Here is a 22,521-nt window from a genome sequence, read left to right as displayed (position 1 = left end):
CCGGTGGTACGGCCCCATAATGATACCGGGAATCGGCCAAATCGCCGAGAACGCGGGGACGTGGATCGGGATCGCGGTCCTGCTCGTCCTCGGGTTCTTTACCGGGGCGGACATCTGGACGATCGCCGTCCGACCGCTTTTCGTCGTCACCTTCGTCGAGGGGGCCGTCTACGTCGGACTGTTCACCGTCGCCGTCACCGCCACCGGGCTGTTACTCGTCTACGACGTCTGGCGAGGCGGTTCGGGCGATCGGGTACCCTCGGGACCGCCGGTTCGGGCGATCGTCCCCGCCTACCGGGACGCCGACGTCGTCGACGAGAGCGTCACGAGCCTCCTCGGGAACGATTACGACCCCCTCGAGATCGCCGTCGTCGTCGAACCCGACGACGATCGGACCCGGTCGCGGGCGCTGGAACTCGCCGAGCGCTACGATCCCGTCGAGTGTCTCGTCAACGACCGTCCGGGCTCGAAAGCGACCGCGATCAACTGCGCCGTCGAGGGGAGTTCGGCGGACCACTTCGTCGTTTTCGACGCCGACGAACGCGCCTCGCCGGGCTTCGTTGCGACCGCGATGGGCGAACTGCTCGACGGAACGGACGTCTTTCAGGGACGGCGGATCCCCCGCCCGACGGGAGCGATCGAGACGCTCGCCTACTGCGAGCGGGTCGTCGTCCAGACGGGCTATCTGGTCGGCGAGTTCGTCGGCTTTACGCACTGTCAAAGCTCCGCGACCGGGTTCACCCGCGAGGCCTTCGACGCGGTCGGCGGCTACGCCGACGTCCTGACGGAGGACATCTACTTCTCCCATCAGTGTCACCGCGCCGGCCTCACCGTCACGGGGGACCGCCGCTGTACGAGTTCGATGGAGGCACCGCATACCCTACGCGACCTCTGGGGCCAGCGCAAGCGCTGGCGGATCGGCCACATACAGGTCGTCCACATGCGCCTCCGCGAGGCCCTCGAGGGGGACCGCGACCTCACGGACGCCATCGCGGTCAGTCGGGCCGTCGGCGGCGTCCTCGCGGGCGGTATCCTGTTGGTTCTCACCGCCCACGTGCTCTTCTTGGCGTTGCTCGAGCCGGGAACCGTTCTCGTCCCGTTCGCGGGCATCCTCGCGGTCATCCTGGGCGTCTGGAGCCGAGACGCGCTCGACGGGCGCGTCGGCTTGCTCTCTCCGGCACTCGCGCTCGCACCGCTCGTGTATCTGGGCCACGGGGTCTTGACGGTCAAGGCGGCCTTCGAGTACGCGCTCACCTGGAGCGGCGAGTGGTATCAGGTGACCAAAACGGGCGCGTGAGCGTCCGGGACGTACGCTTCGATGTTCGGTGAGCTATCGACCGCCGGGACCAGCCGCGGGACGGTCCTCAAGGCGTTCCTCGGGTTCGGCGTTGCGCTCCTCCTCGTTGGGCTTCTCGCGGTGGGCGTCGGCTGGGAGCGGACGCTCGATCGGCTCCGGACGACCCGGCCCGAGTGGGTCATACTCGCCTGTGTCTCGACCGTGCTGTGTCTCGCGGCGTGGACGAAGACCTGGCAGGCCGTCCTCGGGGCGGCCGGCGTCTCGGTCCCCTACCGGAAGCTCGTCGTGACGTTCTTCGCGGCGACGTTCGCGAACTACGTGACGCCGATGGGGCAGGCCGGCGGCGAGCCGTTCATCGCCTACGTCCTCTCTCGGGACACAGACGCGACGTACGAACAGAGCCTCGCGAGCGTCGTCACGTCGGATCTGATCCGCCTGTTGCCGTTTTTTACCGTCGGCGGCGTCGGCCTCGGCTACCTGCTGTTTACCGCCCAGATCTCCGGGACGATAGAGCGGTTCGCGCTGGTGCTCGTCTCGCTCGCGGTCGCGCTCCCGTTCGTCACCGTCGTCGGGTGGCGGTTCCGCCCCCGGCTGCGCGGCGGCGTGCTGTGGGCGCTCACGCCGATCGCAAACCGGACGTCACGGATCTCGATCCCGTCCGTCCGCGACCGGATCGACCGGCTCTACGCGTCGATCGAGGTGATCGCGGCGGCACCGAGGGCGCTCCTCGTCGCGGTCGTCTTCGCCTACGTCGGCTGGGTGTTCTTTGCGATCCCGCTGTACTTTTCGGGGCTCGCGCTCGGGACGCCGGTCCCGCTCTTGCTCGTCTGTTTTTTGGTTCCCGTGAGTGTCATCGCCGGATCGGCACCGCTTCCGGGGGGACTCGCGGCCATCGAGGGGACGCTCGTCGCGCTGTTGACCGCGCTCACGGCGCTGTCGACGGCCGACGCGCTCGCGGTGACGACGGTCTATCGGCTGGCGAGTTACTGGCTCGTCGTCGCCGCCGGCGGCCTCGCGGCGCTTTGGGTAATCCGTCGGGCATAGATCGCCTCGGGGGTATCCGCCGTGTGATTCCGTGACGCCACCGGAGGAGTGGTTTTCGGCGTCTCCGCTGGGTTCAAGTCCGCTTGCGCGGAATACAAGCGCAATGACACGACTGGTTCTCTGCGCCGGGACGACGCGGACCGCCGAGATCGACGGCATCAGCGCGGCGGGGGCGGATCCGGACCTGATGACCCACACGCCGAGCGCCGACGGCGAAATCCTGACCTACGGCCGGACCGTCCGATCGCCGGTCGTCCCCGTCTCGCCGACCGGCTGCCCGACGCCGGCCGTCGTCACCCGGGCGGTGGTCGAACGCCTCGGCCTCGAGACGACCGTCGTCGACGCCGGCCTCGCCGAACCGACCGGCGCGCCGACGGTGACCGTCGGGGCCGCTCCCGGCCGTGACATCCGGGAGTCCGATCCCGTCCCGTCCGCCCCAGGTGCGTTCGCCGCCGCCCGCCAGTTCGGCCGAAAGCTCCCCGACGAGGAGCTGTTTCTCGCCGAGACGGTTCCCGGCGGAACGACGACCGCCCTGGGCGTGTTGACCGCGCTCGGGGAGGCAAGCGTCCTCAATGGGGAGGCCGAAACGGAAGAGGCGGCCGACCGGGGGACTATCTCCTCCTCGCTACCGGAGAACCCGCTCGGGCTGAAACGGGAGGTCGTTGCCGAGGCGCTCGCCGCCTCGGCGCTGGACCCCGGCGGGGCCGCCGGCGAGCCGACCGTCGCGCTGCGCCGGGCGGGCGACCCGGCGCTTTCGGTCCTCGCGGGGCTCGCGGCCGGCGCGCTCGAGACCGATACCGCGGTGACGCTGGCCGGCGGCACCCAGCTCGTCGCCGCCGCGGCCTGTCTCCGACACGGCGGATACGAGGGACCGCTGTCGCTGGCGACGACGTCGTTCGTCGCCGAGGACCCCTCGATCGACGTCGGTCGGGCCGCCTCGGAACTGGATCTCTCGGTGACCGTCACCGATCCCGGATTCACCGACGATCACCCGGCGATGGCCGCCTACAACGCCGGGGAGGCCAAGGAGGGCGTCGGAATGGGCGGCGCGCTCGCGCTTGCGGATCGGGCCTCGGTACCGATGGCCGACGTCCGCTCGGGCGTCCGCGACGTGTACAGCCGAGTGCTCGAGGAGGCCGACCGGGAGGCTCCTGCCCCATGAAAGGGTTCGTCCTCGCCGGGACCGCCTCCGGGGTCGGGAAGACGGTCGCCTCGCTTTCGGTCCTGGCGGGGCTCGAAGACGCCGGCTACGATCCCCAGCCCGCGAAGGCCGGCCCGGACTTCATTGATCCGAGCCACCACGCCGCCGTCTGTGAGCGTCCCTCGCGCAGCCTGGATCCGTGGCTCTCCGGCGAGGACGGCACTCGCCGCAACTACTGGCGCGGATCGGGCGACGTCTGCGTCGTCGAGGGGATGATGGGCCTCTACGACGGGACGAACTCGACCGCGGCCGTCGCCGAAACGCTCGGGCTGCCGGTCGTCCTCGTCGTCGACGCGAAGGCCGGCATGGAAAGCGTCGCCGCGACGGCGCTCGGGTTCGAGACCTACGCCGCCGAGGCCGGCCGGGATATCGATATCGTGGGCGTCCTCGCCCAGCGCGCCCACGGCGGCCGCCACGCCGACGGTATCCGCGAGGCGCTGCCCGAGGGCCTCGCGTATCTCGGACGGATCCCGCCGCTGTCGGGACTCGAGATCCCCGACCGTCACCTCGGGCTTCACATGGGCGCGGAGGCACCGATCGACGCCGACACCCTGGCCGAGGCGAGCGAACACGTCGAGATCGAACGGCTCGTCGCCCTCGCCCGCGAACCGCCCACGCCGGGCTCGGCGAGTCCCTCCGGCCCCGGGACGGACGCGACCGTCGCCGTCGCCGACGACGGCGCGTTCTGTTTTAGGTATCCCGCCACCGTCGAACGGCTCCGCGAGCGGGCGTCGGTGGTCACGTTCTCGCCCGTGGCGGGCGATCCGCTGCCGGCGTGTGACGGCGTCTACCTTCCCGGCGGCTACCCCGAACTCCACGGCGCGGCACTGGCCGACGGCGGCACGATAGACGAACTGGGCGAGCGCGCCGCCGACGGCCTGCCCGTCCTCGGGGAGTGCGGTGGCCTGATGGCGCTCTCGGAGACGCTGACGGACGGCGACGGCGGGACACACCGGATGGCCGGCGTCCTGCCCGCGGACGTGCGGATGTGCGATCGCTACCAGGCGCTCGACCACGTCGAGTTACGCGCCCGGAGGGATACGCTCACCGCCGGACGCGGCGGGACGGTCCGGGGCCACGAGTTCCACTACTCCGAGGCCGACGTGGCCGACGACGCGACGTTCGCCTTCGACGTCGAGCGCGGGGACGGGATCGTCGCAAAGAGGGACGGACTCACCGAACACCGGACGCTCGGTACCTACGCGCACGTCCACGCCGATTCGGGGGCGTTCGATCGGTTCGTCGAACACCTATAACTGGGGAGGAGTCGGTCGGCGCTCGGCCCCGATGCGGCGACGGCCAGCGCCGGAGGAAACACTAATCGGCCTCGGACCCTCCAGTTGTAGTATGTACCACCCGACGTCGATCCGACCGACCGGTACCGATTCCGAACACGGGGGGAGCCGCTGATGGTGGGCGAGTTCGAGCGTCCGCCACAGGGCGAGTTCGAACGCGAACTGAAGTCGTTCCCGGAGTTCTTCGATCGTCTGGAGAGCCAGGGCGCGCTCGATCTCTGGGATGCGGTCACCTCCGAGACCGAGATCGAGGGGCTCGTCTATCACCACCGCGGGATCCAGGTCCCGAGCTACGACGGGCGGTTCGTCCTCGAACCGGCCGGCGACGGGCGCGAGACGCCGGCGTTTAGCATCGAGTTCGGAACCGTCGGGCCGCGAAGCGTATGGGCGGTCTTCGACCGGTCGTTCTCCTGGGACGTCTATCTCCTGCTCTTCGAGGAGGGCGCGGTCGTCGCCTGGATGAGCGACGCCGAGTTCGAATCCGAGGAGGCCGACCACTTCAGGTCGAAGGCCAAAGCGGTCGAGGCCGGGCAGTTCTCCTTCGGCGTCTTCTTCCGGTTCGGCCCCGACTGGGTCGAACGCGAGGAGTGGGGACAGTCCTCGACCGCGCCGGCGATGATACAACTCGGCGACGGACGGCTCTTGACCCCCGAGACGGAGTCGGAGTTCTACGAGAGCGCCCGCGCGATCCCCAACGAGTTCCGCCCCGCCGTCGAGGGGAGCGCGCCGTCGTTCTACGGCGTCCTCGAGGCGGACCTGTCCGCGGACGCCGGGTGAATCCCCTCATACTGCCGGACGTACCGACTCGAATCGCGGGCCACTCGACACGCACGTTCGACCGGCGGTTTGGACATGGACCGAGTCGGACGTTCACGAACGGACGTCCGGCAGTATCACGAGCGCGCCGGTTCGAGCGGGTCGTATCCGATCCCTCCGAGGACGAACTCGACGGCGTTGATGACGTAGTGTGCCACGACGACGATCAGCAGGCTCTCCGTCGCCACGAAGACCGCGGCGAGGACGAGCCCCAGCGCGCCCGTCACGGCGATTCCGAGCCGCCCCTGTGCGCCATGGCCGGCGGCGAAGGCGGCCGAGGCACCGATAGAGAGGAGCCACGGCGAGATTCCGAAGCCGGCGGAGAACCCCCCGATCAGGATCGCCCGAAACAGCAACTCCTCGAAGCCGGCGATAACGGGGAGAACGACGGCGAGAAGGACGATCCACCCCGACGTCGACTCCGGGGTGAGCAGTGCCCGAAGCGCCGCGCCGGGGTCGGCTTCTATCAGGCTCCCGAGGAGGGTATTGACGGCCGCGATTCCGGCACCGACGCCGATCCCGATCCCAACGGCGGCCACGCCCGTCGCGCCGACGCCGATCCCCAGCGCCGCGGGTGGCACGTCGGTTATCCAGACGCCCGCAACGAGCACGCTCGCGAACAGCGCGTGTGAGATCCCGACGTTCGCCAACAGCGCCATCGAGGAGGGCTCCTCGGGGCCACTCCCGGTATCGGGCTGCCCCGTCGCATCGGGATGGTCGGCGTCGGGGCGCTCGCCGGCGTGTGGGCGTGGCCGCCGTTCCGCGGCCAGATCGGTGACGACACGCTGGGATGCACGCGCGGAAAAGAGCACGAACGCCAACACGGCGAGAGCGAGCGCCGCGAAAGCGGCCCACCGGGGCACGCCTTATTGGGGGCTCGGGCTGCTCGCCCCGCCGACCTCGCGCTGTTCGAGCGCGGAGCCGGTGATGTTCTTGAGGCGGTCGATGAGCGAGTCCTTCGCGGGTTCGCCCGCCAAGGCGACGTCGAGGACCTCGGAGATGTGCGAAACGGGCACGATCTCGATTTGATCTTTGTACTCGTCTTCGATCATCACGTCCTGTTCGTTGGCTTTGGGGATGATCACGGTGTCGAGTCCGGACTTCGCGGCGGCCTCGATCTTGTGGGTGACGCCGCCGACGGGTAAGACGTCGCCACGGACCGACAACGAACCGGTCATCGCCATGTCCTGTCGGACGGGGATGTCTTCGAGCGCCGAGATGACGGCCGTCGCGACGGTGATCGAGGCGGAGTCGCCGTCGACGCCGCCCTCGCCGGCCTGGACGAACTGGATGTGGACGTCCTTCTGGGAGATGTCCTCGTCCGAGAACTTCTTGATGATCGCGGAGACGTTCTGGACGGCCTCCTGGGCCATCTCCTTCAGTTGGCCCGTCGCGATGACCTCGCCGGGGCCCTGGCTCGGGGTGACCTCGGCCATGACGGGGAGGACGATTCCCGAGTCCTCGCCCATGACGGCCAGGCCGTTGACCCGACCGACCACGTCGCCCTCGCTGACGGTGAGCTCGTAGTCCTTGCGGCGCTCGATGTAGTCGTCGGCGAGCTGTTGTTCGATCGAACGCGAGCGCGCCTTCGCCTGCAGGACGTCCTCACGCCGGGTGTACTCGCGGTTCTCGGCGCGGGCGATGTCGCCCGAGACGCGGACGAGACCGCCGAGGCTTCGGAACTTCAGCGTCAGGTGACCCTTCCGGCCCGCGCGGCGGCGAGCTTCGAGGATGATTTCTTCGATCGCCTCGTCGGTGAACGGCGGCAGTCGGCCGTCGTTCGTGACCTCCTGGGCGACGAAGCGGGCGTACTTGCGGCGCATTTCGGGGCTGTCCTCGATGGTGTCGTCCATGTAGACTTCGTAGCCGTACCCCTTGATCCGCGACCGGAGCGCGGGGTGCATGTTCTCCATCGCGTCGAGGTTCCCGGCGGCGACCATGACGAAGTCGGTCGGGACGGGTTCGGTCTGGACCATCGCGCCCGAGGAGCGCTCGCTTTGGCCGGTGATGGCGAACTCGCCCTCCTGGATCGCGGTCATCAGCTTCTGTTGGCTGCGGATGTCGAGGGTGTTGATTTCGTCGACGAACAACACGCCCTTGTTGGATTTGTGGATCGCGCCCGCCTCGACACGGTCGTGGCTGGGCGTCTCCATGCCGCCCGACTGGAAGGGGTCGTGTCGGACGTCGCCGAGCAGGGCGCCGGCGTGGGCACCGGTCGCGTCCTCGAAGGGGGCGACCTGCTGGTCGGCGTTGTTGACGAGCAGGTTCGGCACCATCGCGTCCGAACCGCGGCTCATGTACTTGAACGCGAGATAGATGACGCCCGCGGCGACGATACCGAGAAGCAGCGCCTGCGCGATGAGGATCGCGTAGCCGAAGACGACGGCGATGATGATCCACATCAGGAAGCTCCGCATCTGGTTTCGCTTTCTGGCTTCCTCCTTGTGGGCGTCGACGATCTGTTCGCCCTTGCCGGCCGGCACCGTCCGGACCTTCGGCTCGTTGCCGTCGTCGGGGTTGTGATACACGAGGACGTCCTGCAGTTCCTCCTTCGGGAGGAGCTGGCTCATCGCCTTCGCCAGCATCGACTTACCCGTCCCGGGCGAGCCGATCATCATCACGTGACGGCGCTGTTTGGCCGCCTTCAGGATGATGTCACGGGCGTGGTCCTGCCCGATGACCTGATCGACGAGCCGGTCCGGGACCTGAATGTCGGCGCTCGAATCGATCTGTAGTCCACCGAGGAGGTTGTCCTCCTCGTCCTCCTCGATTTCGACTTCGCTGTCGACGTGGACTTCGCTGCCGAGATCCGAGCCGTCGAGCAGCTCTTCGTCCTCGTCGAGGCGTTCGCTCGCACCCCGTTCGTCCGAGGAGCGTGCGTCCTCCGGGTACGGATCGTCCGGGTCCGGGCCGGCCGCCCCCGTGTCGTCCCCGCCGCCACGGTCGGTGGCACGATCGGCCTCGCCGCCACGGTCGGTGGCACGATCGGCCTCGCCGCCACGGTCGGTGGCACGACCGGCCTCGCCGCCACGGTCGGTGGCACGACCGGCCTCGCCGTCGTCCGGGGCGGACCCGTTTGGGGCGTCGGCCGGCTCCTCCTGTGGCGTCCGGCGCTCGTCCGCGTCGGACGCCTCGTTTTTTTCCTTTTCGTTGCTCATAGAAACGTTTCTGCTACCCGTAAGGATGGGTTATCGACTGATATACTTTCTCCCCGAGTCACGCGCTGCCGACGGACAAACCCGCAGCAAGGCGGCCACGTCGGCCGCTCAGCCCCGATGGCCGACTCCGACTCGCCGGGTTTATGATGTCCCCCCACTCACTCACCGACATGACGCGGGGGTTCTATATCGGGCGGTTCCAGCCGTTCCACGAAGGCCACCACGCGATGGTCGACCGGATACGCGAGGAGATCGACGAACTCGTCGTGGGGATCGGGAGCGCGGACAAATCCCACACCGTCCGGAATCCCTTCACCGCCGGCGAGCGGATCATGATGATCACGAAGGCACTCGCGGAGTTCGAGATGACGACGTACGCCGTCCCGATCGAGGATCTCAACCGCAACGCCGTCTGGGTCGGCCACGTCCAATCGATGAGCCCGCGGTTCGACGTCGCGTACTCGAATAACCCGCTCGTCGTCCGACTCTTCGAGGAGGCCGACATCGAGGTCAGACAGTCGCCGATGTTCCAACGCGACGAGTTCGAAGGGACCGAAGTGCGCCAGCGGATGGTAAACGGCGACGACTGGGAGTCGCTCGTCCCCCGGACCGTCGCCGAGGTCATCGGCGAGATCGAAGGAGCAGAGCGGATTCAACAGATCTCACAGACCGATACCAACGGGGCCGACAGGGTCAACGGGAACGGCGACCCGGCCGACGACTAAAGGCGATCAAAGGATACATGATCACGCTCGCCTCCGATTTCGGCACGCCCTATCCCGCGGCGATGAAGGGTGCGATCCTCAGCCGTTGTGAGGCCCGTCTCGTCGATATCGGCCACGAGTTCCCGCGGCAGGACGTCCGCGCGGCCGCCTTCTGGCTCAGGAAGGTCCTGCCGGAGTTCCCGCCCGCGGTGCATCTGGTCGTCGTCGATCCCGGCGTCGGCACCGATCGTGCGGCCCTGGTCGTCCGGGCCGGCGATCACGTACTCGTCGGCCCGGACAACGGCGTGTTGCTCCCGCCTGCTCGCGCGCTCGCGGACGCCGGGGACGACCACCACGCCGATATCGAGGACCACGCCGACATCGACGTCTACGAACTCGACGTCGGCGACCCCCGGAGTTCGACGTTCCACGGCAGGGACGTGTTCGCCCCTGGGGCTGCAGTGGTCCACGAGGCCGGGATCGACCGACTCCCCGAACTCGACGGGATTTCGCCCGCCGGCGACGCCGTCGACCTCGGGATTCCCGAACCGGAACGCACCGACGACGGGGTGGTGGGTGACGTCCTCGTCGTCGACGGCTTCGGCAACGTCATCACGAACGTCCCGGGGACGGTACTCGGAAACCGAAGCGTGGTCCGGGTCGACGGCGAACCGACCCCGGTCGTCCGTTCGTACGCCCACGCGGAGGGGGACGAGGGCATCGTAACCGTCGGCAGCCACGGGAACGTCGAACTCGCGGTCAACCGGGGGCGCGGTGACGACGCGTTCGGGCTCGACGTCGGCGACGACGTCCGGATCGGGTTCTCGTGACCCGCCTCGGCCTGCTCCGCCCGTGGACGGTGTACCGCAGGGGTGCTTTTCGTTCCTCGACGGACGCACAGCGGTGATCCGTCCTTATTTGCAGTAGGCGTTCTCGTCGTCCATGAGGTTCTTCAGCCGGTTCCGGGCCGTCGGCTCGAACTGCCGTTGGGTTCGGCGGGCCGGACTCGATGTCGACTCGTCGGGGGTAGCCCACGGATCGCTACCGCGGCGGGCGGCGATCTCGGTCGTCTGTGTGGTCGGTTTCGGTTCGGGCGTCGTCTGCGGATTCGTGCTCATTGTTGGGTTCGGGATGGGGTCGGGGTAGTCGTCAGCGGTGCGGACACAGAGAAATTAGTCTACGTGTACCCCGAGGGCGAGCGACGATCCATAGCCGCGAGCAGTGTCTCGCATGTACTCACCCATACCTCATGATTGTTCATAAAGGTATCGGATCGTCGTCGTCGACCGGACGCGGGCGAACGAAAACGGGGGATTCAGGGCTCCCAGACGACGATCGTCGCGTCGAGGCGGCCGTAGGGGATCTCGTAGCGTTCGGTCGGATCGACGGGGAGCAGTTCGGGGCTCGTCGTCAACGCGACGAGTCGGCCGACGCTACCCGCTTCGAGCCGATCAACGAACCCCGCATAGAGCTCCCGAAGGTCCGTTCCCGTCCGGACCCCGAACGGGAGGTTCGTCACGACGCAGTCGGCGTCGATCGACGCGGTCCGAGCGTCGGCGTCGACGATGCCGAAGGCGTCCTCCAGTTCGGCCGCCTCGCGGTTGACTCGCGCACACCGTCGCCACCGCGCCCGGACCTCCCGCGCCTCGATATCGAGGGCGGACGGATCCGTCGCCTCCAGCGCCGCCGACGCCGTCGCATACGCCTCGTGGCGTCGTCGAAACCGGTCGCCGTCGTAGCCGGGGAGCGCCCCGAAGTTCGGATCGAGGTCGGGACGCGGAACCGCCTCCGTTGCCGCCAGAGCCGCCTCCGTCGGAATCGTCGCCGACCCGGCCATCGGATCGACGAGCCGGTCGTCGGGCGTCCACCCGGCGATCCGGAGCATCGCGTACGCGAGCGTCCCTCGGACCGGCGCGTCGTGTTCACAGACCCGGTAGGGCCGCTTGTGAAGCGACGCGCCGGTCAGATCGACCGCGAGCGTGAAGCGGTCGTCGTAGAGATACGCCTCCAGTCGGACGGTCGGGTCGTCCAGGTCGACGGGGAGCCGTACTCCCGTCGCGTCGCGGTAGGCGTCGATAACCGCCTGTCCGACCCGCTCGGCGACGTCGACGCTCGTGAACGCGTGCTCGCCGTGGCGGGTACCGACGACGCCGAAGTCGGCCTCGGGGAGCCGGTCGGCGATCGGGCCACGCTCGGTCGCCGCATAGACGTCTTCGAGTTCCTCGACGGTGTCGTCGACTAATACGGCCATGATTCGATGAAGCGTCCGCCCCCGACAGTGGAGTTCGTAGACGTCCGCCTCGTCGCCGTCGAACTCGACGACTCCCCGGTGATGTCTCGACGCGTCGCTCCCGACGAGCTCGTGTATCTCTCCGGCCGCGATCGTTTCCAACCCGCCGTTCGTCGTCGCGAGAAGCCTCACGGCAGATGTACTGTATCGGCGGGGAAAAGGGCCGCGTTGCGGGTGTTGGCGGTCTGCTCGCGGGGACGTTTCCGAAAGGGGTACACGAACCCCGATTCCGAGGTGATCGCGGCGAAGTCGGGCAACTGGATCCCCGGCGTCCGCTCCCCATTGCGACGGGGGAGACCGTCAGCGACACCGAAATCGAATCTAGAGACGATCGGGTCCTGAGACGGGTCGCCGTCACGCGATCCCGCCGAGTCTCAGTCCGGATTCGGCCCTCGACGGCACACGACGACGCCCGTCCGGATTCGGTCACTCGTCGCCACGGACGCCTTTCAGTCGCCGGAGCCGTCCGACGGTCTGATCGGTCAGCCGGAGGTACATATACTCGCTGACGCCGACCAGTCCGAGCGCCGCGGCGAGAAAGAGGACGCCGAGCACGAGTCGTCCTTCGAGGAGGTTGAAGACGCCGACAAGCCCGACCGGCCCCGCGACGACGAGCGTTCCGGCCAACTGAAGGGTTCGAACGATCCCGAGAGCCATGGCGTTCGTTCACCCCCGTCCCTTATATACCTCTTCGTCGCCGACGCCGTCGCCACCGCGGTTGCGGCCGGTATCGGTACTGGCGTCGGCGTCACCGTCGGTATCGGTACTGGCGTCGGCGTCACCGTCGGCATCGGCCGCCGCATCGCGGTCGCCACCACCGACGACCACATCGCCGACGCTTCCGATCACGATCGACGACAGGCTCGGCCTGAAGTAGCCCCCAGCGACGAGCGCGCCCGCGACGAACACGAAGCCGCCGCCGACGATGGGGCGTCCCCCGACGAGGAGTTCCTCGATGCCGAGAAGCCCGATCGGTGCCGCGAGCGCGACCGTTCCGAAGAGCGTGAGCGTATCGAGCAGCTTCATTCGTGTATCGATGGGCGCTGGGGAACAAAAAGTCGCCGTGTGACGACAGCCTTTCGGTACCGACGGTCCAACAGCGGCCATGTTCACCGGCATCGTCGAGGCGACGGGTGAGGTCGTCTCGGTCGAGGACACGGACGAAGGACGGCGTATCGAAGTCACCGCGCCATTCAGTGACGAACTCGAGGAGGGCCAAAGCGTCGCGATAAGCGGTGCGTGTCTGACAGTCGAGGCGTTCGATGCCGAGCGCTTCGAGTTGTTCCTCTCCGAGGAGACGCTCGAACGGACGTATCTCGGCTCGGTCACGGTCGGGACGGCGATCAACCTCGAACGCGCTCTCCCCGCCGACGGCCGCTTCGACGGCCACTTCGTTCAGGGCCACGTCGACGGCCTCGGCGAGGTAACGGGGATCGAACGGGTCGGCGGCGAGGGCGGCGATTGGGTCTTCGACGTCTCGTTGCCCGCCGAGATGGCACGGTACGTAGTCGAGAAGGGCTCTATCGCGGTCGACGGCATCTCGCTGACGGTGGCTGACCTCCGCGAGGACGATTTCGGCGTCGCCATCATCCCCGCAACGTACGAGGCGACGACGCTCTCTACGAAATCGGTCGGCGACCCGGTCCACCTCGAGGTCGACGTGGTGGCGAAATACGTCGAGCGCCTGACCGAAGGACACCGGTAGCGCCCGGCCGTATGTTCCGTTCGGACGCATCCATGCGGCCGGTTGCCGTCGCCGCGGTCCGGGCCGTTTAAACGACTCGGGCGGATACTCCTGATAATGAGTTCCGGGTCCCGATCGGGGGCGTTCTGCCCGCGCTGTGGCGACGAGATCGAGCGGTCGCCGGAGGTCGACCTCCCCGGCGGCCCCCGCGATCCAGACGCCGTGTTGTGTGACGGGTGTTACTTCGAGTCGTTCGACCTCGTCGACGCACCCGAGCGCATCGAGATCCGTGTGTGTAGCCGCTGTGGGGCGCTACACCGCGGCAATCGGTGGGTCGACGTCGGCGCACGCGATTACACCGACATCGCCGTCGACGAGACGGCCGAACGGCTCTCGGTCCACGTCGACGCCGGCGACGTCGAGTGGAGCGTCGACCCCGAACAGGTCGACCAGAACACCATCCGCATGCACTGTCTGTTTAGCGGTCGGGTTCGCGAGACGGCCCTCTCGGAGGACGTCACTGTCCCGGTCTATATCGCCAGACAGACCTGCGACCGTTGCGGTCGGATCGCCGGCGATTACTACGCCAGTATCGTCCAGGTTCGAGGGACGGATCGGACGCCGACGCCGGCGGAAAACGACCGCGCAGTCGAGATCGCGGAGTCGTACATCGCCGACCGGGAGGCAACCGGCGACCGAAACGCCTTCATCACCGAGACGACCCGGACCGACGACGGCGTCGACATGAAGATATCGACGAACCAGATGGGCCAGGGGATCGCAAAACGGATCGTCGCCGAACTGGGCGGGGCCGTCTCGGATGCGCCGACACTCGTCACGGAGGACAGCGACGGCAACGAGGTGTATCGGGTCACGTTCACCGCCCGGCTGCCGCCCTACACCCCCGGCGACGTGATCGACCTCGACGACGGCGACGGTCCCGTCCTCGTGAGGAGCGCCCACGGCAATCTGAAGGGGATCCGACTCGCCACGGGCGAGCGCTATGAGGCCGACTTCGAGGAGGGGATCGACCCCGACGCACGGAAACTCGGCGAGCGTACCGACGCCGAGGCGACGACGCTCGTCGCCGTCGAGGACGCCCACGCCGTCCAGGTCCTCGACCCCGACACCTTCGAGTCGAAGACGATTCCCCGGCCCGACTACCTCGACCCCGACGCGGAGTCGGTGCCCGTGCTCAAACACCGTAAGGGGCTCCACGTTCTCCCCGAGGAGGGCTCCGACGATGACCGACCGTCCCGGTAAGGCGGCGATCGTCGAAAAGCCCCGAACCGAACGCGTCGCCGAGGCGCTCGAGGCGGAGGGCGTCTACGATCCGAGCCGTCGGATCGAAGCCTACGACGCCGATCGGGTCGCGCTGCCGGTCACCCGCCGGCCCACCGAGATCGACGTCGAGGCGGTCGTCGCCCTCGAACTCTCGGTTCGTGAGCGGGGGCTGGCGGACGTACTCCGGTCCCGCGGCGTCCCGGAGCACGTCGTCGAGGCAGCCCCCTCGTCGTGGGCGGTGATCGGAAACGTCGTGCTGGTGGATTTCGGCGACGTCTCCGTCGAGGGGACGCTCGATCGCGACGCGCGCGAAACCGTCGGCGAGGCGCTCCTCGAGGTCCACGGCGACGCCGACACTGTCCTCGCCCGCGGCGGGATCTCCGGAACACGACGGGACCCAGCCGGCGAGGTCGTCGCCGGGTCCGGCGACACCGAAACGGTCCACACCGAACACGGGATCGAGTACGCCCTCGACCTCTCGGAGACGATGTTCTCGCCGGGCAACAAGGCCGAACGCGCCCGGATGGGCGATGTCGTCTCGACCGGCGAGCGCGTCTTCGATATGTTCGCCGGGATCGGCTACTTTTCGCTACCGATGGCGCGGGCGGGGGCGTCGGTGACCGCCGCCGAGATCGACCCTACGTCCCACCGCCGACTCGTCGAGAACGCCCGCCGGAACGGTGTCACGGGGAACGTCCACGCCCTGTTGGGCGACTGTCGGACCGTCGAGACGACCGCGGATCGGGTCGTAATGGGGTATTACGAGGCCCACGAGTACCTCGGTACGGCGCTGGACGCACTCGTCTCAGGGGGTATCGTCCACCTCCACGAAGCGACGCCCGATGCGATGTTTCCCGACCGGCCACTCGGTCGGCTTCGGGACGCCGCCGCGGCCGCCGGCCGAACTGTCGACGTATTCGACGCTCGGCGCGTCAAGAGCCACAGCGCGGGCGTCGTCCACGGCGTCGTGGACGCGCACATCGAGTAGGAAGGCGCGACCGAGAGGCGTCAGCGCCGACCCGCAAACGCCAGCACGACCGCCCCTGGCCGCGAGCGCGGCGACGATTACCTACAGGGTCACCCGCGCCGGCGACTCCTCGACCGAGTCGCGCTCCGTCGCAGCGTCCGCCGCCGTCGGCTCCGTCTCCATCGATCGGACGGGCTAGCGTTCCTCGCGGAACCGCTCCGTCCCGAGTTCGTGGAGCCGCGTCGAGACGGCACCGACACCGTCCTGGAGGTCGTCGTGATACGCCTCGAGGCGGTCCGCCAGTTCGGGGTAGGCTCGAGAGAGAATTTGGGCGGCTGACAGGCCGGCGTTGAACGACTTGCCGGCGTCGACGGCGACGATCGGCGCGCCGGTCGGCATCCCCACGACCGAATCGACCGACTTCTCTTGGACCGGGACGCCGACGACGGGGAGTGGATAGGCGATCGAGGCGGTCATGTTCGGCAGGTCGGCCGACTTGCCGCCCGCCCCCGCGATGATGACGTCGAGACCGCGGTCGGGGGCCGTCTCGCCGTAGGCGTACATCAACTCCGGCGTCCGGTGGGCCGAGACGACGTACGTCTCGAAACTGAAGCGGCTCTCCGGCGGCTCGTCGTAATCCGTGATCTCCTCGAAGCCGAGTTCGGTCAGCGCCTCGTAGGCGCCGTACATGGTGTCGAGATCCGAGTCGGAGCCCATGACGATGCCCACGTCGGGCGTCTCCCCGTCGGGACGGTCGCGGTCGGCTTCGGCTTCGAACAGGTCGATGAGCGCCTGTACGTCGGCGGAACGGGTCATACGGGAGACGGCGGGCGGCGGTCGTTTGGGCGTTGTGGTTTCTCGACAGTCCTCGGTCCGTACCGGGGTCCCGTTTTCGGAACGGCGTCACTCCTCGGGGAGGGGGTAATCGCGGTACCGATTGGCCTGTTCGGCCCCGAAGGCGTCGAGGCCGACGATGTCCGCCTCGCCGAGGTCGTCGTAGGCCCCGACGTAGGCGACCGCGTCGGATCGATCGGCGAACGGTTTCGGATTGTGCGCCATCACCTCCTCGTGGCGCTCCTTGCTGAAATCGAGGACGAAACTCGCCTCAGTCGCGTCGAGGAAGGCCTTGGTCCCGAAGTCCCGGGCCCAGACGTTCCGGATCGCCGCGTCCGGACCGTCGTAGAACGTCGGGTCGTGGAGATAGGAGACGAGACAGCCGGCGCTATCGAAGAAGACCCCCCGGCCGTCGGCGTGGGCGATCTGTGCGTTCGCCTCCGGGTGGCTGGCGGGTTCCATCCCACAGGGGCCGTCACAGCGCCGTCCCGCGGGCGGGTCGCGGGGCTCGTTACCGGGGTGATCAGGAAACACCGGGTCGTCGCCGCCGTTCGCTGTGTCGTCGCCGGCGTCCGCATCCGGTCCGGCCACGCCGCCGAGACAGCCGGCGACCGCGATGGCCCCACCCGAGACGATCGCCGCGAGTACCGATCGTCGGCCGGGATCCGCTTTTGACGGTTGCATCACCGGCCGATTGGACCGCCGAAAGCAAAATAGGATCGGTCGCGGCCGTCCGGTCTGCGCGCTCGACCGCGTGAACGTCGACTCGGCCGCGTGAACGTCGGTTTGGCTGGCTATAGTAAACATCGTAACTATGTACACATCGATCGCACTGCCGCCGTGCGGTCGAGTGTGTATCGTCTTTCGATCTCTACTCTAGGCTCGGCTGGCTCCCTCGGTCGACCGGAGTAGCCACACCGACCGACGCTGCCGACAGCGTTTCGTGACGAGCATCGCACCTACGGGGATGCGGGACCGACGTCGAGGACGGGGTCGACCCCGGATCCCTCGATATCCACCACGGGTATCGCCATCGGGGTGAACCATCACCGTACCGTGGGTCCCGAACAGAGAGTGGGCAAACAGGCGGATCGATGCGGGAGTGATCCGACAGCGGTGATCCGCGCACCCACCTCGACCGGCTGTCGGCTCCGTGTCAGCTCACGGGCGGTATGCCCCCGTGTTGGTTTATAAACCCTCGGCCACATCGTCGCGGTCGTACCGGGGGCACCCGGCCGTTCGATCGGGTTACGCGAACGTCGTCGAGTCGACTAGCTCCCGTGCCCGTGAGAGCAGCGCATCCCGGCCGTCTTCGGTGTCGACAGCCGCCTGTGTTCGGCGTCCGTCGCCGACGAGCGTCACGTGGCCCATCTTTCGGAGCGGCCGCGCCTCGTGCTTGCCGTACCAGTGTAGCGACGCCTCGGCGGCCTCGAGGATCGCCTCGCTCCCCCGGAGATCGGCCGGTTGGGGGCCATCGACGTCGCCGAGTAGGTTCGCCGTCACCGCGGGCGAGCGCGGTTCCGTGCTGCCCAGCGGCCACCCCAACACGGCCCGGAGGTGCTGTTCGAACTGCGAACAGACTGTCCCCTCGATCGTCCAGTGCCCGGAGTTGTGGGGCCGTGGTGCGATCTCGTTGACCAGGATATCGCCGTCGTCCGTCTCGAACAGCTCGATCCCGTAGACGCCGCGGCCATCGAGCAGTTCCAGGACGTCGAAGGCGACCTCGCGGGCGCGCGATCGGACGTCCGCGTCGGTCCGGGCCGGCGTCACGGACTCCCGGAGAATCTCCTCGCGGTGGATCGTCTCGGTAACGGGATACGCGCGCCGGTCGCCGTCGCCGACGACGCCCATGATCGCCACCTCCCGTTCGAACTCGACTAGCTCCTCGGCGAGTGCAGGGCCGCCGATCTCCGCGAGCGCCTCGTCGGCCTCTCCGGGGCCCTCGACGGGTCGGTTTCCACGGCCGTCGTAGCCGCCCTCGCGGGCCTTCAGCATGAGCGGCCATCCGAAGTCCTCCGCGGCCGAACGCAGGTCCGCCGCGTCGTCGATGCGCCGGAACTCGGGGACTGGGACGCCCCCTTCGTCGAGTGCGCGATTCTGGACGAGCTTGTCCTGGATCGTCCGCAGCGTACCGGGATTGGGATGGACGGGCGTGTCGGTCGCCTCACCGATGCGTTCCATCGCGTCGGGGTCGGCGAGTTCGATCTCGAAGGTGAGTACGTCCGCACGTTCGGCGAGGTTGCGGATCGCCGCCTCGTCGTCGAAGTCCCCGACGATCTGCTCGCGGACGACCGGTGCGGCCGGACAGTCCGGCGTCGGATCCGAGACGACCAACTCGACGCCGAGGGGGCCGGCCGCCTCGCCCAGCATGCGGCCCAACTGCCCCCCGCCGACGACGCCGACGGTCGCGGCCGGAGTGCGGTGGTTCATATATTCCGGTCGTGTCGCGGCGGTTGATAAGGTTGCTATTTTCGCCGGGTCGGTGTGTACGTCCCCTCGTCTGGACGTGTCATCCGCGAGTCGTCGACGTAGTAGACGTACGGCGTGTCCGTCGTCCGCATACGGTGGACCCGCCGATCGTAGCTCTCGTCGATTCGGCCGTCGACGAGGTCCGCCTCCGTCTCCGTGACGACGACGATCGGTGGTTCGTCCGCGATGGCATCCTCGATGGCCGGTGCGGTCGGGGCACACTCGACGTCGATCCCGCCGGCCTCGAAGTACCACGGCAGCGGGAGGATGTCGAACCAGTCGGCGCAGTTCGGCCGTCGGTCGAGCTCCCCGCCCGAACTGGGATTCGAGAGGTTCCCGCCGGCGAGGACCACGTCGGTCCCGCCGGATCGATCCGCGAGCGCCCGCGTCTCAACGAGCGTCGACCTGAGTTCGCTCGATGGCTGGGCGTACTGCACGAGCGGGTTGTCGTCGTCGCTCGGCCCGGCGACGTTCGTCGCGTATCCGCTCCAGAGGACGGAAGCGACGAGCAGGGCAGCGAGCCCGACGGAGACGGCCGCACTCACCGTGTCGCCGTCGATTTGGGCGTCCCGGCCGACCCCATAGAGGACGCCCGCCCCGAACGCCGCCGGCACCGAAAGCGGGAGGACGACGTGGACGACGAGCCAGGCCGCGCCGCCGATGTCCGTGATGAGCGGGTAGCCGACCATCGAGGCGGCGCCCCAGTAGAATCCGAAGGAGACGAGGTCGTCGGGCAGTCCGGGACGATACAGTGTCACCGCGAACCCCACCACGGCGAGGCCGACCAGCGCGGCCGAGGCCTCCCCGGTTATCGACGCCAGTTCCCCGAGGTACTCGAGGTAGGGGTTCGGCTCGTCGGCTCGGGGGGTGATCCACTGACAGGCGTACAGTTCCGCGGTCGAGCCCACGGTGAACCAGCCGAGTCGGAAGACCGTGAGCGGGTTCGCGATCGCGTCCCCGAGCGTCGGTGCCGCCTCGATCCCGATGATCGGATCGTATCCCCGACAGGAACTGTAGTACGTCCCCGAATCGGGGACCGATCCACGGGGCGCGTAGACGTACGTGATGGCCGCAAAGAACGCGACGACGCTCCCGATGACCGCTCGGAGGTGACGGCGGACCCCGGCGTAGCCCCACCACATCAGCCCCTTCAGCTCCGAGACCGACGACCCGAGCGCCGTCGTCGGTCCCACACCATCCGCCGTTGCCGATTCCGCTCCCCCGTACCACGCGAACACGAGCCGGTGGCCCGCTAGCAGTCCCGTCGCGCCGACGAAGGCGAGGACGTACGCCAGGGCGTTCTCCTTGGCACCGAATCCCAGTGCCAGCGCGACCGCCGCGACCGGGAGATACCGGCCGTCGTCGAAGTCGATCGCCCGGACGAAAGCGGCGAAGGCAACGAAACAGAAAGCCGCAACCAGGACGTCGTTGCGCATGAACCGCGAGTAGTACAGAAGCGTCGGATCGAGCGTCAAAAGCGCCGCGAGCGCGACGACGGCGGCGTCACGGAGTCGGTGCCGGAACGCGAGCGCGACGAGCGGTAACAGTCCGCCGACGAGGGCCGGCACGAGCCGCATCGTGAAATCGGTCGCACCGAGGAGCTCGAAAAGCGGGGCGTTGAGGAGTTTCAACAGCGGGCCGTGGACGATCGGTCGGTAAAACAACACGCCCGTCTCGGCGTACTCGATAATCCAGTAGGCGACCCGCCCCTCATCCCAGTGCGCGATGCGGTTCCCGAGACCGACCAGACGGAGGGGCACAGAAACGGCCGTGAAAACGAACACCGCCCCGACGGTCCGATCGCGGACGTTCATCCCTCGAAGTCTATCGTGGCGGGATTAGAACCCTTGTGGTATCGACCGGGCATCACGGACGGGGGACGGCGGCTTCGGGTCGAGCCAGGCGTAGCGTTCGAGTTCGGGTCGAGCTAGGCGTAGCGTTCGAGTTCGGGTCGGTCCAGCTCCTCGATGAGTTCCTCGGCAGTATCGTCGAGGAGTGCACGTCCCTCGCCGCTGACGCTGCGGCCGCGTCGCTCGGAGGTTTCGACGTAGCCCGCGTCCTCGAGTTGCTGGAGCGCGGTTCGGATGACGTTTCCGGAGCCGTCGCGTTTGTGCTTCGGACGGACGCGGTAGCGCGTCGAGCCGTTCGTGGCGTCACCGTACGCGCCCCGGAGTCGCTCGACACCGACGGGGCCGTCTACGGCGACCTTCCGAAGGAGGCTCGCGGCACGGCGGCTCCAGAAGTCCTCCTGTTCGGGCGGCAGTTCGCGGCCGGTCCCGGTCTTCGTAAACTCGAGCCATTCGGGCTCCTCGAGGTCGGATTCGAGCGTTTCGGCGACCGCCTCGATGAGGTCTTCAGCGGGTACGTCGTAGAACGTCGTCATTGGGTCTCGGTTCCCGTCGGGTGCGTTTAACGCTGTTGATATCGTCCGCCCCAGTGCCGCCTCCGGGCGGTCGCGGTCGGTACTGTCCGGCCGGTGGTCGCACCCGACGCCGTTCGTGATCCGCCGCTCGCACCGATGGGCCTATTTTCCCCGCCGCCGATCGGCTGGTATGGACGAACGGGCGGCGCTGGCGCTCGTGGGCGATTCCGTTCCCGCGGCCGGCGACGACTGTGCGGTGCTCGACGGGCTCGTCGTGACGACGGATATGCTCCACGAAACCAGCGACTTTCCGGGCGGGACGACCCGCTATACCGCCGGTTGGCGGGCGGTCGGCGCGTCGCTATCGGACGTAGCCGCGATGGGCGCCGAGGCGACGGCCGCCCTCGCGATCTACGGGGCACCGTCGTTCGAGGAGGACGAAATCGCGGCGTTCCTCTCCGGCTGTCTCGACGTGTGTTCGGCCGCCGGTGCGGAGTACGTCGGCGGCGACCTCGACGGCCACGGGGAGTTCACCGTCTCGACGACCGCATTCGGGCGGAGTGAGGCCCCCGTCTACCGGTCCGGGGCGACGCCCGGCGACGCCGTCTGTGTGACCGGAACGCTCGGCCGAAGCGGGGCCGCACTGCGTCTGTTCGAGGAGGGTGCCACGGAGCGCGCGAACGGGCTGTTCCGGTTCGAGCCCCGCGTCGCCGCCGGGCGGGCGCTTGCGCCACACGCGAGTGCGATGATGGATTCGAGCGACGGGCTGTCGCGGTCGCTGCACCAACTCGCCGAGGCGAGCGACTGCGGAGCGTCGGTCTCGTATGCGGACGTTCCGGTCGCCCAGACCGCCTCCGAAGTGGCCGAATCAGCCGACGACGAACGCGAACTGGCGGTCCATTTCGGTGAGGACTTCGAACTCGTCTGTACCGTTCCCGAGGACGCGCTCGCGGCGGCGATCGAGGCGAGCCCCGTTGAAGTGACCCGGATCGGAACCGTCACCGAGAGGGAGGTCCGGATGGACGGGGCGGCGCTTCCCGATCGGGGGTTCACCCACGGATGAGCCGGCACCGCCGGCATGGGGGCGATACGGCACTCGAGGCGGTCACGGCACTC

Annotated in this window: 22 protein-coding genes; 11 read left to right on the top strand and 11 right to left on the bottom strand. The window is 68.3% G+C overall.

Features of this window, described 5'->3' with window-relative positions; all coding sequences use genetic code 11:
- The first annotated feature begins 19 nt into the window (after positions 1–19).
- The 5 genes from HZR14_RS00370 (at position 20) to HZR14_RS00350 (ending at position 5,614) form a co-directional block, all read left to right on the top strand.
- A complete protein-coding gene (locus HZR14_RS00370) occupies positions 20–1,297 on the top strand; it encodes a glycosyltransferase family 2 protein (RefSeq protein ID WP_181690885.1) in 1,278 nt (425 codons plus the stop codon).
- Between the two features lie 21 nt (positions 1,298–1,318).
- Positions 1,319–2,341, top strand: coding sequence for a lysylphosphatidylglycerol synthase transmembrane domain-containing protein (locus HZR14_RS00365; protein WP_181690884.1), 1,023 nt, complete (start codon positions 1,319–1,321; stop codon positions 2,339–2,341).
- Between the two features lie 103 nt (positions 2,342–2,444).
- The gene (locus tag HZR14_RS00360) at positions 2,445–3,503 is read left to right on the top strand and encodes a nicotinate-nucleotide--dimethylbenzimidazole phosphoribosyltransferase (RefSeq protein ID WP_181690883.1); all 1,059 of its coding nucleotides are present in this window, start codon (positions 2,445–2,447) and stop codon (positions 3,501–3,503) included.
- Positions 3,500–4,798 (top strand): cobyrinic acid a,c-diamide synthase, encoded by a 1,299-nt coding sequence (locus HZR14_RS00355; RefSeq protein ID WP_181690882.1) that lies wholly within the window; start codon positions 3,500–3,502, stop codon positions 4,796–4,798. The genes HZR14_RS00360 and HZR14_RS00355 overlap by 4 nt, the downstream gene beginning before the upstream one ends.
- 153 nt (positions 4,799–4,951) lie before the next feature.
- The gene (locus HZR14_RS00350; protein ID WP_181690881.1) at positions 4,952–5,614 is read left to right on the top strand and encodes a hypothetical protein; all 663 of its coding nucleotides are present in this window, start codon (positions 4,952–4,954) and stop codon (positions 5,612–5,614) included.
- 116 nt (positions 5,615–5,730) lie between these two features.
- On the opposite strand, the gene HZR14_RS00345 is transcribed toward HZR14_RS00350, so the two are convergent.
- Positions 5,731–6,516, bottom strand: coding sequence for a CPBP family intramembrane glutamic endopeptidase (locus tag HZR14_RS00345; RefSeq protein WP_181690880.1), 786 nt, complete (start codon positions 6,514–6,516; stop codon positions 5,731–5,733).
- A 3-nt stretch (positions 6,517–6,519) separates the two neighbouring features.
- A complete protein-coding gene (gene lonB, locus HZR14_RS00340) occupies positions 6,520–8,811 on the bottom strand; it encodes an ATP-dependent protease LonB (RefSeq protein WP_181690879.1) in 2,292 nt (763 codons plus the stop codon).
- Positions 8,812–8,981: 170 nt separating this feature from the next.
- On the opposite strand from lonB, the gene HZR14_RS00335 reads away from it, so the two are divergent.
- Together HZR14_RS00335 and HZR14_RS00330 are read left to right on the top strand one after the other, a co-directional pair.
- Positions 8,982–9,536 (top strand): nicotinamide-nucleotide adenylyltransferase, encoded by a 555-nt coding sequence (locus HZR14_RS00335; RefSeq protein WP_181690878.1) that lies wholly within the window; start codon positions 8,982–8,984, stop codon positions 9,534–9,536.
- 17 nt (positions 9,537–9,553) lie between these two features.
- A complete protein-coding gene (locus HZR14_RS00330) occupies positions 9,554–10,345 on the top strand; it encodes an SAM hydrolase/SAM-dependent halogenase family protein (RefSeq protein WP_181690877.1) in 792 nt (263 codons plus the stop codon).
- Positions 10,346–10,429: 84 nt separating this feature from the next.
- On the opposite strand, the gene HZR14_RS00325 is transcribed toward HZR14_RS00330, so the two are convergent.
- The 4 genes from HZR14_RS00325 to HZR14_RS00310 form a co-directional block, all read right to left on the bottom strand.
- Positions 10,430–10,633 carry a hypothetical protein gene (locus HZR14_RS00325; protein WP_181690876.1) on the bottom strand — a complete coding sequence of 68 codons (204 nt, stop codon included), beginning with the start codon at positions 10,631–10,633 and terminating at the stop codon, positions 10,430–10,432.
- Positions 10,634–10,830: 197 nt separating this feature from the next.
- A complete protein-coding gene (locus HZR14_RS00320; protein ID WP_181690875.1) occupies positions 10,831–11,937 on the bottom strand; it encodes a THUMP domain-containing class I SAM-dependent RNA methyltransferase in 1,107 nt (368 codons plus the stop codon).
- A 294-nt stretch (positions 11,938–12,231) separates the two neighbouring features.
- Positions 12,232–12,462, bottom strand: a complete 231-nt coding sequence (locus HZR14_RS00315) for a DUF7533 family protein (protein WP_181690874.1) — start codon at positions 12,460–12,462, stop codon at positions 12,232–12,234.
- 9 nt (positions 12,463–12,471) lie between these two features.
- On the bottom strand, positions 12,472–12,831 hold the full coding sequence (locus tag HZR14_RS00310; protein WP_181690873.1) for a DUF7533 family protein: 360 nt from the start codon (positions 12,829–12,831) through the stop codon (positions 12,472–12,474).
- Between the two features lie 79 nt (positions 12,832–12,910).
- Here HZR14_RS00310 and HZR14_RS00305 point away from each other — a divergent pair, with 79 nt between their 5' ends.
- The 3 genes from HZR14_RS00305 to HZR14_RS00295 all read left to right on the top strand — a co-directional run bounded on the left by HZR14_RS00305 (position 12,911) and on the right by HZR14_RS00295 (position 15,761).
- Positions 12,911–13,510, top strand: coding sequence for a riboflavin synthase (locus tag HZR14_RS00305; protein WP_181690872.1), 600 nt, complete (start codon positions 12,911–12,913; stop codon positions 13,508–13,510).
- Positions 13,511–13,606: 96 nt separating this feature from the next.
- Positions 13,607–14,752, top strand: a complete 1,146-nt coding sequence (locus tag HZR14_RS00300) for a 60S ribosomal export protein NMD3 (protein ID WP_181690871.1) — start codon at positions 13,607–13,609, stop codon at positions 14,750–14,752.
- Complete coding sequence (locus HZR14_RS00295) at positions 14,733–15,761, top strand: class I SAM-dependent methyltransferase (protein ID WP_181690870.1); 1,029 nt, start codon at positions 14,733–14,735, stop codon at positions 15,759–15,761. Before HZR14_RS00300 ends, HZR14_RS00295 begins: the two co-directional genes overlap by 20 nt.
- Before the next feature lie 174 nt (positions 15,762–15,935).
- Here the strand turns inward: HZR14_RS00295 and purE are convergent, their stop codons facing one another.
- From purE to HZR14_RS00270, 5 genes are all read right to left on the bottom strand, one after another.
- Positions 15,936–16,556, bottom strand: a complete 621-nt coding sequence (gene purE / locus HZR14_RS00290; protein WP_181690869.1) for a 5-(carboxyamino)imidazole ribonucleotide mutase — start codon at positions 16,554–16,556, stop codon at positions 15,936–15,938.
- A gap of 87 nt (positions 16,557–16,643) precedes the next feature.
- Complete coding sequence (locus HZR14_RS00285; protein ID WP_181690868.1) at positions 16,644–17,258, bottom strand: nitrous oxide reductase accessory protein NosL; 615 nt, start codon at positions 17,256–17,258, stop codon at positions 16,644–16,646.
- 564 nt (positions 17,259–17,822) lie between these two features.
- Positions 17,823–19,004: a 5-(carboxyamino)imidazole ribonucleotide synthase gene (locus HZR14_RS00280; RefSeq protein ID WP_181690867.1), complete on the bottom strand. Its 1,182-nt coding sequence runs from the start codon at positions 19,002–19,004 to the stop codon at positions 17,823–17,825.
- 35 nt (positions 19,005–19,039) lie between these two features.
- Positions 19,040–20,857, bottom strand: coding sequence for a flippase activity-associated protein Agl23 (locus tag HZR14_RS00275; RefSeq protein ID WP_181690866.1), 1,818 nt, complete (start codon positions 20,855–20,857; stop codon positions 19,040–19,042).
- 113 nt (positions 20,858–20,970) lie between these two features.
- Positions 20,971–21,426 carry a 30S ribosomal protein S19e gene (locus tag HZR14_RS00270; protein ID WP_181690865.1) on the bottom strand — a complete coding sequence of 152 codons (456 nt, stop codon included), beginning with the start codon at positions 21,424–21,426 and terminating at the stop codon, positions 20,971–20,973.
- Positions 21,427–21,595: 169 nt separating this feature from the next.
- On the opposite strand from HZR14_RS00270, the gene thiL reads away from it, so the two are divergent.
- Positions 21,596–22,468, top strand: coding sequence for a thiamine-phosphate kinase (thiL, locus tag HZR14_RS00265; RefSeq protein ID WP_181690864.1), 873 nt, complete (start codon positions 21,596–21,598; stop codon positions 22,466–22,468).
- Positions 22,469–22,521 lie beyond the last annotated feature (53 nt).

Source organism: Natronomonas salinimetallica (genome assembly GCF_013839515.1).
GTDB lineage: Archaea > Halobacteriota > Halobacteria > Halobacteriales > Haloarculaceae > Natronomonas.
This window is presented reverse-complemented; position numbering and strand designations above follow the sequence as displayed.

Coding starts and splice junctions, on each gene's coding strand:
- HZR14_RS00325 (WP_181690876.1), bottom strand. CDS start 10,633: ATGAGCACGAATCCGCAGACGACGCCCGAACCGAAACCGACCACACAG.
- thiL (WP_181690864.1), top strand. CDS start 21,596: ATGGACGAACGGGCGGCGCTGGCGCTCGTGGGCGATTCCGTTCCCGCG.
- HZR14_RS00365 (WP_181690884.1), top strand. CDS start 1,319: ATGTTCGGTGAGCTATCGACCGCCGGGACCAGCCGCGGGACGGTCCTC.
- HZR14_RS00360 (WP_181690883.1), top strand. CDS start 2,445: ATGACACGACTGGTTCTCTGCGCCGGGACGACGCGGACCGCCGAGATC.
- HZR14_RS00285 (WP_181690868.1), bottom strand. CDS start 17,258: ATGCAACCGTCAAAAGCGGATCCCGGCCGACGATCGGTACTCGCGGCG.
- HZR14_RS00330 (WP_181690877.1), top strand. CDS start 9,554: ATGATCACGCTCGCCTCCGATTTCGGCACGCCCTATCCCGCGGCGATG.
- HZR14_RS00270 (WP_181690865.1), bottom strand. CDS start 21,426: ATGACGACGTTCTACGACGTACCCGCTGAAGACCTCATCGAGGCGGTC.
- HZR14_RS00305 (WP_181690872.1), top strand. CDS start 12,911: ATGTTCACCGGCATCGTCGAGGCGACGGGTGAGGTCGTCTCGGTCGAG.
- HZR14_RS00370 (WP_181690885.1), top strand. CDS start 20: ATGATACCGGGAATCGGCCAAATCGCCGAGAACGCGGGGACGTGGATC.
- HZR14_RS00315 (WP_181690874.1), bottom strand. CDS start 12,462: ATGGCTCTCGGGATCGTTCGAACCCTTCAGTTGGCCGGAACGCTCGTC.
- purE (WP_181690869.1), bottom strand. CDS start 16,556: ATGACCCGTTCCGCCGACGTACAGGCGCTCATCGACCTGTTCGAAGCC.
- lonB (WP_181690879.1), bottom strand. CDS start 8,811: ATGAGCAACGAAAAGGAAAAAAACGAGGCGTCCGACGCGGACGAGCGC.
- HZR14_RS00295 (WP_181690870.1), top strand. CDS start 14,733: ATGACCGACCGTCCCGGTAAGGCGGCGATCGTCGAAAAGCCCCGAACC.
- HZR14_RS00310 (WP_181690873.1), bottom strand. CDS start 12,831: ATGAAGCTGCTCGATACGCTCACGCTCTTCGGAACGGTCGCGCTCGCG.
- HZR14_RS00275 (WP_181690866.1), bottom strand. CDS start 20,857: ATGAACGTCCGCGATCGGACCGTCGGGGCGGTGTTCGTTTTCACGGCC.
- HZR14_RS00280 (WP_181690867.1), bottom strand. CDS start 19,004: ATGAACCACCGCACTCCGGCCGCGACCGTCGGCGTCGTCGGCGGGGGG.
- HZR14_RS00350 (WP_181690881.1), top strand. CDS start 4,952: ATGGTGGGCGAGTTCGAGCGTCCGCCACAGGGCGAGTTCGAACGCGAA.
- HZR14_RS00335 (WP_181690878.1), top strand. CDS start 8,982: ATGACGCGGGGGTTCTATATCGGGCGGTTCCAGCCGTTCCACGAAGGC.
- HZR14_RS00355 (WP_181690882.1), top strand. CDS start 3,500: ATGAAAGGGTTCGTCCTCGCCGGGACCGCCTCCGGGGTCGGGAAGACG.
- HZR14_RS00300 (WP_181690871.1), top strand. CDS start 13,607: ATGAGTTCCGGGTCCCGATCGGGGGCGTTCTGCCCGCGCTGTGGCGAC.